The sequence below is a fragment of the Lederbergia graminis genome (genome assembly GCF_042655485.1).
GTDB lineage: Bacteria > Bacillota > Bacilli > Bacillales > Bacillaceae_C > Lederbergia > Lederbergia graminis.
This window is the reverse complement of the sequence record NZ_JBHSMC010000005.1, coordinates 59349-72221: the sequence shown is the minus strand read 5'-3', so window position 1 is coordinate 72221 and position 12873 is coordinate 59349. Positions and strand designations below refer to the sequence as shown.

At 34.9% G+C, this 12873-nt stretch carries 14 protein-coding genes; 13 read left to right on the top strand and 1 reads right to left on the bottom strand.

Going from position 1 to position 12873, the window contains the following annotated elements:
* Positions 1-112: 112 nt before the first annotated feature.
* The 3 genes from ACFPM4_RS06550 to ACFPM4_RS06540 all read left to right on the top strand — a co-directional run bounded on the left by ACFPM4_RS06550 (position 113) and on the right by ACFPM4_RS06540 (position 2771).
* On the top strand, positions 113-1261 hold the full coding sequence (locus tag ACFPM4_RS06550; RefSeq protein WP_382349225.1) for a cysteine desulfurase family protein: 1149 nt from the start codon (positions 113-115) through the stop codon (positions 1259-1261).
* On the top strand, positions 1258-2466 hold the full coding sequence (thiI, locus tag ACFPM4_RS06545) for a tRNA uracil 4-sulfurtransferase ThiI (RefSeq protein WP_144924176.1): 1209 nt from the start codon (positions 1258-1260) through the stop codon (positions 2464-2466). The genes ACFPM4_RS06550 and thiI overlap by 4 nt, the downstream gene beginning before the upstream one ends.
* 101 nt (positions 2467-2567) lie before the next feature.
* The gene (locus ACFPM4_RS06540; RefSeq protein ID WP_144924173.1) at positions 2568-2771 is read left to right on the top strand and encodes a small, acid-soluble spore protein, alpha/beta type; all 204 of its coding nucleotides are present in this window, start codon (positions 2568-2570) and stop codon (positions 2769-2771) included.
* Positions 2772-2828: 57 nt separating this feature from the next.
* Here the strand turns inward: ACFPM4_RS06540 and ACFPM4_RS06535 are convergent, their stop codons facing one another.
* Entirely contained in the window at positions 2829-3623 is a 795-nt protein-coding gene (locus ACFPM4_RS06535) for an NAD kinase (RefSeq protein WP_144924170.1), read from the bottom strand.
* Between the two features lie 133 nt (positions 3624-3756).
* On the opposite strand from ACFPM4_RS06535, the gene sppA reads away from it, so the two are divergent.
* The 10 genes from sppA (at position 3757) to ACFPM4_RS06485 (ending at position 12856) form a co-directional block, all read left to right on the top strand.
* Entirely contained in the window at positions 3757-4758 is a 1002-nt protein-coding gene (sppA, locus tag ACFPM4_RS06530) for a signal peptide peptidase SppA (protein WP_144924167.1), read from the top strand.
* A 14-nt stretch (positions 4759-4772) separates the two neighbouring features.
* On the top strand, positions 4773-5366 hold the full coding sequence (locus tag ACFPM4_RS06525; RefSeq protein WP_382349218.1) for an RDD family protein: 594 nt from the start codon (positions 4773-4775) through the stop codon (positions 5364-5366).
* 66 nt (positions 5367-5432) lie between these two features.
* Positions 5433-6047 carry a DUF2953 domain-containing protein gene (locus tag ACFPM4_RS06520; RefSeq protein WP_382349215.1) on the top strand — a complete coding sequence of 205 codons (615 nt, stop codon included), beginning with the start codon at positions 5433-5435 and terminating at the stop codon, positions 6045-6047.
* Positions 6048-6488: a GerW family sporulation protein gene (gene ytfJ, locus ACFPM4_RS06515; protein WP_144924161.1), complete on the top strand. Its 441-nt coding sequence runs from the start codon at positions 6048-6050 to the stop codon at positions 6486-6488.
* Positions 6489-6614: 126 nt separating this feature from the next.
* Positions 6615-7607 (top strand): glycosyltransferase family 2 protein, encoded by a 993-nt coding sequence (locus tag ACFPM4_RS06510; RefSeq protein WP_144924158.1) that lies wholly within the window; start codon positions 6615-6617, stop codon positions 7605-7607.
* Positions 7607-8014 carry a GtrA family protein gene (locus tag ACFPM4_RS06505; RefSeq protein ID WP_144924155.1) on the top strand — a complete coding sequence of 136 codons (408 nt, stop codon included), beginning with the start codon at positions 7607-7609 and terminating at the stop codon, positions 8012-8014. The genes ACFPM4_RS06510 and ACFPM4_RS06505 overlap by 1 nt, the downstream gene beginning before the upstream one ends.
* 193 nt (positions 8015-8207) lie before the next feature.
* Positions 8208-9875 carry a DUF6044 family protein gene (locus tag ACFPM4_RS06500; RefSeq protein ID WP_382349210.1) on the top strand — a complete coding sequence of 556 codons (1668 nt, stop codon included), beginning with the start codon at positions 8208-8210 and terminating at the stop codon, positions 9873-9875.
* Between the two features lie 79 nt (positions 9876-9954).
* A complete protein-coding gene (gene tpx, locus ACFPM4_RS06495) occupies positions 9955-10452 on the top strand; it encodes a thiol peroxidase (protein WP_382349207.1) in 498 nt (165 codons plus the stop codon).
* A 190-nt stretch (positions 10453-10642) separates the two neighbouring features.
* The gene (locus tag ACFPM4_RS06490; protein ID WP_144924146.1) at positions 10643-11632 is read left to right on the top strand and encodes a class I SAM-dependent methyltransferase; all 990 of its coding nucleotides are present in this window, start codon (positions 10643-10645) and stop codon (positions 11630-11632) included.
* Positions 11633-11662: 30 nt separating this feature from the next.
* Complete coding sequence (locus ACFPM4_RS06485; RefSeq protein ID WP_382349203.1) at positions 11663-12856, top strand: acetate kinase; 1194 nt, start codon at positions 11663-11665, stop codon at positions 12854-12856.
* Positions 12857-12873 lie beyond the last annotated feature (17 nt).

Below are 12873 nucleotides of genomic sequence, written 5' to 3'. Positions count from 1 at the left end.
TATTCAATTCTCCTGCTAGCTGCTTGCTTATATCTCTTCAATGCCTTTGTGCTTTTCATATCAGATTTATTATGTTAAATTGGCAAGAGAATTTATTAGAAGGTGTATAGGAATGATTTACTTTGATAATAGTGCGACAACTATGCCATATGATGAAGTACTTGATACGTATGTGAAATTAAACCAGAGATTTTATGGCAATGCTTCTTCCCTTCACAACTTTGGTGGAAAAGCAGAACAGTTAATAACAAAAGCGCGAGAACAAATTGCGGATATTATAAACGTGAAACCACAGGAAATTATTTTTACATCTGGTGGGACGGAAGCTAATAATTTAGCAATTAAAGGAACGGCATTTCAATATAGAAATAGAGGCAATCATATCATTACTACAGCAATAGAGCATCCTTCTGTACTGGAGCCTTGTAGGCAGTTAGAAGAGATGGGCTATAAAGTCACATATATACCGGTGAATTCAGAAGGTATAATAGCTACAGCTGATGTTGAAGCAGCTATAACAGATGAAACGATCCTAGTATCGATCATCCATGTGAATAATGAAATTGGATCAATCCAACCGATTAAGGAAATTGGTGATATTGTAAAGAAGCATTCTAAGATAATTTATCACGTAGATAATGTTCAAGGAGTTACGAAAGTACCAATAAATTTATATGAAAATTCGATAGACCTATGTACCTTTTCAGCACATAAATTTCATGGCTTAAAAGGGAGCGGTTTTTTATTTAAGAGGAACGGCATTAAGTTGGATCCGCTTATAAGTGGGGGGAATCAAGAACAAAGATTAAGAAGCGGTACTGAAAATACAGGTGGAATTGTTGCAATAGCAAAAGCATTACGTATGTCAGAGAATAGCCATTCTCAAAACAAACATACGGTACATTCTATAAAATCGTATTTAGTGGAAGAATTAAGTAGAATTCCGGATGTTGTTATACATTCACCGAAGCAATCTTCTCCTTACATTTTGAATTTTTCCGTAAATGGTTTGAAGGGTGAAGTAATTGTCCATGCATTAGAATCTGAAGGAATTATCATTTCAACGACTAGTGCATGTTCCTCAAAGGATAAAACACCAAGTAAAACGCTTCAAGCTATGGGTGTAGACGAAGGATGTGCGATTGGAGCAATTCGTGTAAGCTTATCTAATAACAATACCATGGAAGAAGCAGAGCAATTTATTAAGGTATTTAAACAAACAGTAGATCGATTATTAACAGTTGTGAGGCGACATAAATGAACTATGATAGAATTTTAATCCGATATGGTGAGATGTCACTAAAAGGACGTAACCGAAAACATTTTGTACAAAAATTAAAAAAGAACATTAAGTTTATTTTACGTGATTTTAAACAAATTCAGATACAATCAGAATGGGACAGAATGTATGTATTGCTAAATGGTGAACCTGCAGAAGAGGTTATCTCTAGTTTGAAACATGTCTTCGGGATTCAATCGTTTAGCCCGGCTATTAAAACTGAGAAAAATATTGAAGCAATTAGAGCTGCAGCATTAGAAATTGTCCGTAGGGCACACACCCCAGGGAATACATTTAAAGTGTCTGCGCGGAGATCTGATAAGACATTTGAATATGATACAAATGGATTAAATCACGCTGTTGGTGCACATATTCTAATTAATGTAGAAGATATTAAAGTGGATGTGAAAAATCCCGACTTAAATTTATTGGTAGAAATTCGCCATGATGCAGCTTATATTTCAGGACAAGTCATACAAGGTGCTGGAGGATTTCCCGTTGCGTCATCTGGTAAGGCAATGTTAATGCTTTCTGGTGGGATTGATAGTCCGGTTGCTGGGTATTTGACGATGAAACGTGGAGTCGGAATTGAAGCAGTTCATTTCCACAGCCCGCCATTTACTAGTGAACGTGCGAAACAAAAAGCATTAGATCTAGCTTCCAAACTAGCACAGTATTCCGGTAGTGTGAAGGTTCATATAGTACCATTTACGGAAATACAAGAAACGATTCATAAGCAAATACCAGAAGGTTACACGATGACAGCAACAAGACGAATGATGTTAAGAATTGTGGAAGAGATAAGGCAGAGACAAGGTGCACTTGCAATCGTGACTGGAGAAAGTTTAGGGCAAGTAGCTAGTCAGACAATGGATAGTATGTTTGCGATTAACGATGTGACTAGTACACCAATTTTACGCCCATTAATAACAATGGACAAGATTGATATTATTAAAATTGCTGAAGATATTGATACATTTGAGATATCCAATCGTCCATATGAAGATTGTTGCACAATCTTCACCCCACCATCACCAAAAACAAGACCAAAATTAGATAAAATACAAGCTTTTGAAGCTAAAGTCGATTGGTCACCTTTATTAGAAAAAGCGATAAATCATACAGAAGAAGTAATTGTAAGTGCTAGAAATCAACAAATAGCAGAGGATACAGATGATTTCTTCTAATTGAATTAGAGAGTTTCCAATTTTAAGATGTGATAGGAACAATTACCAGAATGAAGCCATGTGTTTTCGCACAATATATTGTTACAAGGAGGTGAAAACACATGGCTAGCAACAACAACAGCAACCAATTACTAGTTCAAGGTGCTCAACAAGCTCTTGACCAAATGAAATATGAAATTGCTTCAGAATTCGGTGTAAACCTTGGTGGAGAAACTACTTCTCGCGCTAACGGTTCAGTAGGTGGAGAAATTACTAAGCGTCTTGTTCAAATGGCTGAACAACAACTTGGTGGTAGCTCTCACTAAAAAAATGAATAGAAATGGCTAAGGAAGTGGGAATCATCCCACTTCCTTTACTTATATTTATAAAAATGTCCTTTTAACTTTTTCCCAGAATGAGTTATCTTTTAATTTAACCGTTTTAATTCGTTTATCTGTTAATTGAATCTCTATTTTATTAACGTGTTGTATACTCAGTGCCTCATTGTCCATTGCCATAATTGGATGATCGTTACCATCCTCTACATCTCTTAATACTAGTTTACGATCCCCACCAAGGATAAAAGGTGACCCCAGTGTGCGGTAACTATTATTATTTAGTGAAGCTAGTTCACATATTTGCATACAAGGTAATAATGGGTCAACGACGGCTCCGCGTACGGACTTATTATACCCTGTGCTACCAGTTGGTGTGGCGATTACGAGTCCATCGCCTCGGAAGGTTTCAAAATGGAAATCATCAATATATACATCTAATACTAATGTTTTCACTATGGCAGAGCGGATGGAGAATTCATTTAAGCAGTAAAAATGACCTTCATCATCTACATCAACTTTGATAATTGGGTAGCGTCTAACTTCGATTGTTTCCATTGTCATTGCGTCGATTATTTGATGTAAATCATCGATATGGAAATCACAATACAAACCTTTAGAATTATCATCTGCTATTCCTACATACAAGCAATCTTGGCGAAATCCAGTTTTTCTAACAGCTTGGAGAAACGTACCATCTCCGCCAATGCTAGCGATAACATTTGCATCTTTTGCATTCTTAACAATAGTAAAACCATATCGCTCTGCTAATTCTAAAAGAGCTGTGATTTTTTCTGAACCATTGGGATTATGGAAGAAATAAATATTTCTACGTTGTTCCATTGTGAATCCTCCTCTAAATGATGCTATAGTTTTGGTACAATGTTATTTACCTTTTTAGTGTATCATGTTAGTGAAACTTTTTGAAAGATTGTGCCGTATTACAGTATTAGAGTTGACAAAAAGGAGGAATTACATGAATGGCAAGCGTTGGGCTGCACTTGGAATTGCAGCTGGTGTATTTTTTATTTCCATGATTGTAAATTTTGCGAGCAGCATTTTATTTAGTGACTTTTCAAAGGCATTTGAAAGTGGCCTGACAGGCGAAATTGTAGAAGAAATAGTCGAGACTGGTAGCTCTACAAGTAAAATTGCCTTATTAGAAGTAGATGGAGTAATACAAGATACAGGAGATGCTACTTCTCTTTTTGCTACTGGTGGTTATATGCATCGTGATTTTATGAAACAATTAAATCATGTAAAAGATGACAAAAATGTCAAAGCGATTGTATTAAGAGTGAATACACCAGGGGGAGGAACGAATGAATCTGCAGAGATTTATGACAAATTGATGGAGATAAAGGAAGAAACAGAGAAGCCAATTTACGTCTCCATGGGTTCAATGGCAGCTTCTGGTGGGTATTATATCGCAGCACCTGCTGATAAAATTTTTGCAAGCCCTGAAACATTAACAGGGTCCATAGGTGTAATCATGCAAGGGATTAATATTGAAGGATTAGCAGATAAATTGGGTGTTGACTTTACAACAATTAAAAGCGGTCCATATAAAGATATCATGAGTCAATACAGAGAAATGACAGAGGAAGAAAAAGAAATCCTTCAGTCGATGCTAGAGAATTCATATAACGAATTCATTCGCATAATTGTGGAAGGTAGAGGAATGTCGGAATCAACAGTACGTGAGCTTGCAGATGGTAGAATTTATGATGGAAGACAAGCGAAGGAAGTTGGTTTGATAGATGAGTTTGGTTATCAAGAAGATGTCATTGAACAAATAAAGACCGATTATAACTTGGAAAGAGCACAAGTTGTTCGTTATGCAACAAATACAGGGTTTGGATCATTATTTGCTGTAATGGCACAAAAAGTTGGTGGGAAAACAGCAGAGATGACGGGATTAGTAGAGAAACTTTCCCAACCTAATGCACCGAGACTTATGTATTTATATTCTAAATAATTGGGGGGAGAAATGTGACAGAGAATGAACAAAATAATAGTGAGTTAAAGAATGAAGATTCACAAGAACTAGATTCTCAAGAGCATGTTCCTCAAGAACAAGCTCCTCAAGAGCAAGCTTCTCAAGAACAACTAATTCCAGAACCAGCTCCATCCCCAATCCAATATACCCACCATTATGCTGGATTCTGGATGAGATTTTGGGCATACCTACTTGATGGTATCGTAATTTTTGCTTTAAATGGTATTCTTATAAAACCTATATTTAGAGGATTGGGAGTATCATTATCTGAATCTGGATTTATTACTCCATATGGAGTTGCGACTGGAATTGTGTTTTATTTATATTTTATTCTTTTAACAAAATTCTTTGGTCAAACACTTGGAAAAATGGTCTTTGGACTAAAAGTAATCCCTATAGAGGGTGATAAGTTAACGTGGGGAACCATTATTTTTCGTGAAGGGATAGGACGGTATATTTCAGCCACATTCCAATTTCTTTATGCAGTGGTTGCGTTCACACCTAAAAAACAAGGGTTGCACGATATTTTTTCAGATACAACAGTTATACATGAGAAAACAAAATTAGTTAAACCTGTCTATTCTTAGACAGGTTTATTTTCTTTTTAATTGGTAATACTATCTCCCCGGAGGGATTGTATGTATATTTTTCTCATGATAGTTTTATGCATTATCGCTTTTACTCTACTTATCTTGATAATGAATATTAAGTTCGAATTCATTATTAAAATTCATACCCCACAAAATACAATTTCTTTAAAGATAATAACACTATATGGATTAGTTCGAATTAAGAGAGAGTTTCAGCTATCGGAATTTGTATCAAAGCTGAATGAAAGGGAGCAAGATTTTGTAGAAGAAGATAGCACGGCATCTTTGGATACAATCTTTCCGGTCCTAAAAGTATTATATAAAGATATTGTAATGTTCATTAAAAAAATAAAAATTTACATATTAGAATGGAGTAGTCAAATTGGACTTGGCGATGCAGCATCTTCTGCTATTGGTGCAGGAACAGTCTGGTCTATAAAAGGTACAATTATCGCTTTTTTACAATCCAAACTAAACTTTAAAAGATCTCCTGAAATTAAAGTAATTCCTGATTTTCAAGGTTTTTCTGCTCAAACATATATAAAGTGTATGCTTAAATTGAAAGCGGGAAATGCTATATGGACAGGATATAAAGTTTTAAAAACATGGAAAAATTATCGAAATGAAATGGATACAGGTAAATACGATCATATCAAACAACAGGTAGGAGGATTTTAAATGGCTGATCATCCCATTCAAGGACTTATGACAACAGCAATGGAAAATCTAAAAGAAATGATTGATGTAAATACGATTATTGGTGAACCAGTGGAGACTCCAGACGGCGGTGTAATATTAACAGTCTCTAAAGTGGGGTTCGGGTTCGCGATGGGTGGTAGTGAATTTTCAGGTAGCAGCTCTAGTGATGAATTACCATTCGGTGGAGGAAGTGGTGGGGGTGTTTCTATCACTCCAATTGCTTTTTTAGTAGTAAATAAACATGGTGTTAACATGCTTCACTTAGAACAAAATACACATCTTGTTGAAAAACTGATTGACCTCGCACCTAATGCAATAGAAAAGATTCAAGAAATGACGAAAAAACAAGGAAAGAAACAGGAAGCTAAGAAGAAAGATGAAGACCATTCGCCAAAAGAAAATCTAGATTATGATATTTGAATATAAAAACTCGCCAGAAAATTGGTGAGTTTTTTTTGTACGTGCTAAATTTACTTAAAATCAATTTACTTTTTTAAATAAAACGATATACTTTTATTGGTAATAATGAAAGGGAGGTACTTCGACATGAAGCTACCAATTTTAACAATTGTAGTTCCTTGTTATAACGAGGAAGAAGTTTTTGAAGAAACATATAAACAATTAAAAGAGATACTACGAGATCTAATTGATGAAAAATATGTTTCAAATACAAGTAAGCTTTTATTTGTCAACGATGGAAGTAAAGATTCAACTTGGGAAAAAATTACCCAAGCATATTTACAAGATGATTCCGTACATGGTATTAAGTTAGCACGAAATTTTGGTCATCAAAAAGCACTTTTAGCAGGTTTGGAAGATGCAGTTACATATTCTGATTGTGTCATTTCTATCGATGCTGATTTACAAGATGATGTACAAGTTATTAAGGAATTTGTTATTAAGTATTTAGAAGGCTACGATGTTGTGTACGGCGTTCGCGATAGTAGGGAAACAGATACAGCGTTTAAGCGATCTACAGCACTCGGGTTTTATCGACTAATGGATAAGTTAGGTTTACCACTAGTAAATAATCACGCAGATTATCGACTTCTAAGTAAACGTGCCTTAGAAGCATTACTGCAATTTAAAGAAACACATTTGTTTTTAAGAGGAATTGTACCTTTAGTAGGTTTTAAATCAACGAAAGTATATTATGATCGTAAAGAAAGATTGGCAGGGGAATCAAAATACCCATTAAAGAAAATGCTATCTTTTGCATTTGATGGGATTACTTCCTTTAGCATCAAGCCAATTAGATTGATTACCGTTTTAGGATTTAGTGCTTCATTTATCAGTTTACTAGCAGCTATTTATGTTTTGTACCAAAAATTTGCTACAGATACTGTAAGTGGATGGGCATCGGTAATGATTTCTATTTGGTTTATTGGTGGGTTATTGTTAATGAGTATTGGTCTTATTGGTGAATATATTGGAAAAATATATGAAGAGGTAAAGCAACGACCACGGTATATTGTGGAAGAAAGCTTATTCCATGAAAGCAAAGTGGATCAATATATGAAACAGAAGGTATTTGAGTAATGTTGAAGCACTCTTTTGTAAAGTTTTTGCTTGTTGGTATTTTAAATACCTGTGTTGGTCTAGCAGTGATGTATACATGTTTGAGTGTGTTGCATTTAAACTATTGGGTATCTACATTTATCGGAAATGCTATAGGGGCAATTGTAAGTTATTTTCTCAATAAAAAATTCACATTTCAAAGCAATGCCCCAACTGCTTCAAGCATGTTGAAATTTGTGATCGTAATAGCAGTTTGCTATTTTGTCTCATATAAAGTTGGATTAGAAATAACAGAAATGATATTAAATAAAACACAATTACTATCAACAAAATATATAGATGAGATTGCTATATTAGTAGGTAGCGGATTTTATACGATTACTAATTACTTTGGGCAGAAGTTTTTTGTGTTTCGCGTAGTTAAGTAGGGTGATTTTCGCTCCGACGTACAGGATGTACTAGTGCAGGCGTTGCTACAAGACGTGGCGTCATTAGCCTGCCAGGTACTCGCTTTTCGCGGCCTTGACCCTTCATCCCTCAGGGTCTCGTGCCTTCCGCTCCAATGACAGTCTTGATATATCACAAATATATTTTATTTAGTATATTGAATAGGAGTAAGAAATGAATAGATTGAAAAAGAAACATTTGCTATTGATAGCAAGTATAATTATAGGGGTTTGGGTGGCACCTTATTTTATTTTAGGTGAAGATGCTCACATGCGTGTGCATGATAATCTAGATTCTAATATTGCGTGGTATAAAGTGTTAAAAGAAAGTGGACAATTATTTGCACCAGGCGATGCACCAATACCTCAAATTATAAATGGCGAATTAACGAGAAATGCCTTTTATTCTCAGTTCTATGGAATCGTTGCATTATTTATGGTGTTCCCTCCAATGATTGCTTATGGGTTGAGTCAATTAATAACAAGAGCTCTAGCTTTCTTAGGGATGTATTTATTACTTAAAAAATATGTAATTAAAGATGCTAAGCCAATCATTCATATTGGTGTAGCATTATTGTTTGCATTACTACCATATTGGCCATCAGCAATGTTAAGTACATTAGGGATGCCACTAGCGTTATGGGCATTTTTAAATATCCGTAATGGTGAAAAATCTTGGAAGAACTATCTAGTTATTACCGTTTTACCATTTATATCAAGCTTCCTATTTGGATTCTTTTATTTTCTAGCTGCAATTGGGATCTTCTGGTTTATTGATTTATGTAGAAAGAAGAAATGGAACCTGAAATTCCTGTTCTCCATTCTTTATATGATTGTAATCTATATGTTAATCGAATATCGCCTAGTTGCTTCTATGCTAGTAGAGCATGAACCAACTAACCGTGATGTATTCTATCCTTCGAGAAATGACTTAGGAAGCACAATCCGGTTAGTCTTTAAAAATTATATTTTTGCGCACAATCAGGATCGTTCTGTACATGAAATGGTCATTTTACCACTTGCGATTTTTTGCTTAATTTATGTAATTGTTAAGAAGCAATGGAAAAATGAAAAATTGTTTATTGGTATTCATATTGCTAATTTTGCAGTTTCTGTTTGGTACGCATTTTGGTGGTGGGAGGCGTGGACACCGCTGAAGGAAAAAGTAAATTTACTTACAACCTTCAACTTTTCCCGTTTTCATTATTTCAGTGTCATTTTTGTTTATATCTTATTTGCATTATCGCTACTAATGTTGTGGCGTTGGGGTAAATGGGGTAAGCGGATTGCTATTATTTGTCTCGGGCTTCAGTTTTTAGCTCTTGTGCCATACAACGAGCAGGTTGTGTATCATAACGCACCAAGTTATAAGGAATTTTTTGCAGAAGATCAATTTACAGAGATAAAAGAGTATATTGGAAAACCTGTAGAGGATTATCGTGTAGTTAGTATAGGAATCCATCCCGATATTGCACAATATAATGGTTTTTACACTTTAGATACGTATGCGAATATTTACCCACTTACGTATAAACATGAGTTTCGGAAAATTATAGAACCCGAATTAGAAAAGAATAAAACCTTGCGTAATTATTATGATTATTGGGGTGGGAGAGTTTATATATTTGTTGATGAGTTAGGAAAGAAGTATGAGTACAAAAAGGACTCGGACAAAGTTGTAGAAAATCTCAATTTAAATACAGATCAGTTAAAGAAAATGGGTGGAGAGTATATTATTTCCAGTGTACCAATTTTAAATGCTGCAGAAAATAACCTCCAGTTAGAGAAAGAATTTGATCATGAAGATTCTGTTTGGAAGATTTATTTATATAAAGTGATGTAATAGTAAGTCTTCCTACTTGCAAGATGGAAATTTTTGATTAATGATAGAGACATACCTAAAAATTAAGGAGGAATGTTTCATGGCATCTGTAACATTTAAAGGCAATCCAATCACGTTAATTGGTAATGAAGTGAAAGTAGGAGACAAAGCACCAGATTTCACAGTACTCGCAAATGATTTATCAGAAGTGAAACTAAGTGACTATTCTGGGGTTCGTTTAATTAGTGTAGTTCCTTCCGTAGATACTGGAGTTTGTGCTTTACAAACGAAGCGATTTAATGAGGAAGTTGCTAATCTTGGTAATGTTCAAGTCTTAACTATTTCGGCTGACCTTCCATTTGCTCAAGCACGATGGGCACAGGCAAATGGTTTTGATGATGCTAAAATTTTCTCCGATCATCGCGACCTATCTTTTGGTGAAGCATATGGTGTTGTCATGAAGGAACTCCGTCTGCTAGCACGTAGTGTATTTGTTATAGATAGTAATGATAATGTTGTTTATGCAGAATATGTAAGTGAAGGAACAAACCATCCTGAATATGATGGTGCATTAGCAGCAGCGAAACAAGCTCAATAAGTAAATTTTTAATGGCTGCCCAATGAAAGTGTATGGCATTTTGGGTAGTCATTTTTTATTTGCGCTAAAATATCTGTATTATCAAATCTTTCGTATTAATAGAACTACTTTTAATATCATACATATTGCTTGTTTGCTTTGTGTTAGCAAGCTAAACTATACATATAGAAGTTGAATAGGAGGTTTTGGATTGAAAATTACTCCGATGGAAATACTATTTAAAATGTTTGATGATACTGCTTCTATACTTCAAGAGGAATTATCATGTACATATTTGGAGGCACTTATCGAAACTGGAGAAAATCTGTTTCATGATAAGATTCAACAGGACTCATTAAATGATATTGCAAAGCAAAGACTACAAAGAAAGTATGCAGATATCTCTTTGTCGTCTTTTTCTAATGAGGACATCCGCAAGTCTTACCAATTAGCAATTCTTAAAGGTATGAAGGGTCATACACAAGCAAACCATCAAATGACACCTGATTCTATCGGTATCATTATTAGTTATTTAACAAGTAAGTTTTTAGGTGAGAGAAGTAGTCTAACTATCATGGATCCAGCAGTAGGGACAGGTAATTTATTATCCACTATTATTAATACGTTTAATGATAGAATGGATGTTCAAGCATTTGGAGTAGAGGTAGATGAACTACTAATAAAACTTGCTTATGTTGGTGCAAATCTCCTACAACAACAAACAGAATTTTTTCACCAAGACGCACTTGAGTCGCTCTTCATTGATCCAGTTGATTTAGTTGTTGCTGATCTGCCAGTTGGTTACTATCCAAATGATATACAAGCAGCTAAATATAAACTCCATCGCACAAATGGACATGCTTATGCCCATCATTTATTTATCGAGCAAAGCATTAAGCATTCGAAAGAAGGAGGATATTTATTCTTCTTAATTCCAAACGGACTTTTTGAATCAGAAGAAGCTCCGAAATTGCATGAGTACTTGAAAGATACTGTGTACATTCAAGGTATATTGCAATTACCACTTACCATATTTAAAAATCAAAATGCAGCTAAGAGTATCCTTATTCTTCAAAAGCAAAAACCAGGACTTGAGCCACCAAAAGAAGTTTTACTTGCTTCCGTACCAAAACTTACGAATAAAGTAGCAATGGATAAAATGATGGCTGGCATTGAGAAATGGTTTATGGAGAATAAGTAAAACATTAATGAATTAAAGGATGATAATGAAATGGCAAAAATCTTCTCAGTTAACGCAGGTAGTTCTTCATTAAAATTTCAGCTCTTTGAAATGCCTGAGGAAAAAGTTATTACAAAAGGCTTAATTGAACGAATTGGCTTAAATGAGTCTGTATTTTCAATGAATATTGGTACAGATCGTCATAAAGAAGTTTTAGATATTCCTAATCATGAAGTAGCAGTTTCTATTTTATTAGATCGCTTAACATCACTAGGTGTTATTGCTAACTTAAATGAAATTCAAGGTGTGGGCCATCGTGTCGTCCATGGTGGAGAATTATTTAACGATTCTGTATTAATTAACAGTGAAATTCTAGCTCAAATTGATCAACTATCTGAACTTGCTCCATTGCATAATCCTGCCAATGTTACAGGTATTAGAGAGTTTCACAAAGCGTTGCCTAATGTACCACATGTAGCGGTATTCGATACTGCATTTCACCAAACAATGCCTGAAAACTCATATCTATACAGTCTTCCTTATGAATACTATAAAGAGTATGGCATTCGTAAGTATGGTTTCCATGGTACTTCTCATAAATATGTATCAGAAAGAGCAGCAGAATTATTAGAAAGACCTTTATCACAATTACGTTTAATCTCATGTCATCTAGGTAATGGTGCGAGTATTGCGGCGATTAAAGGCGGAAAATCAATTGATACATCTATGGGCTTTACACCTCTTGCTGGTGTAACTATGGGAACAAGATCTGGAAATATTGACCCTGCTTTAATCCCATTCTTAATGGAGAAAACAGGTAAAACAGCAGACGAAGTTTTAGAAGTATTAAATAAGAAATCAGGTTTATTAGGTGTTTCTGGATTTTCTAGTGATTTACGTGACATTGAGTTACAAGCAAATAAAGGCGATCATCGTGCAGAGCTTGCACTAGATATCTTCGCGGACCGAATCCATAAATATCTAGGTTCCTATGCTGCTCGTATGTCAGGTGTTGATGCCATTATCTTTACTGCTGGTATCGGTGAGAACAGCGCATCCATTCGTGCAAAAGTTTTACATGGTTTAGAGTTTATGGGAGTATATTGGGATCCTAATTTGAATCAAATAAGAGGAGAAGAAGTATTTGTTAACTATCCTCATTCACCAGTTAAGGTTATCGTTATTCCGACAGATGAAGAAATCATGATTGCTCGTGATGTAGTGAGACTTGGTAGTAGCCAGTAATCCTATATAAAAGGGGT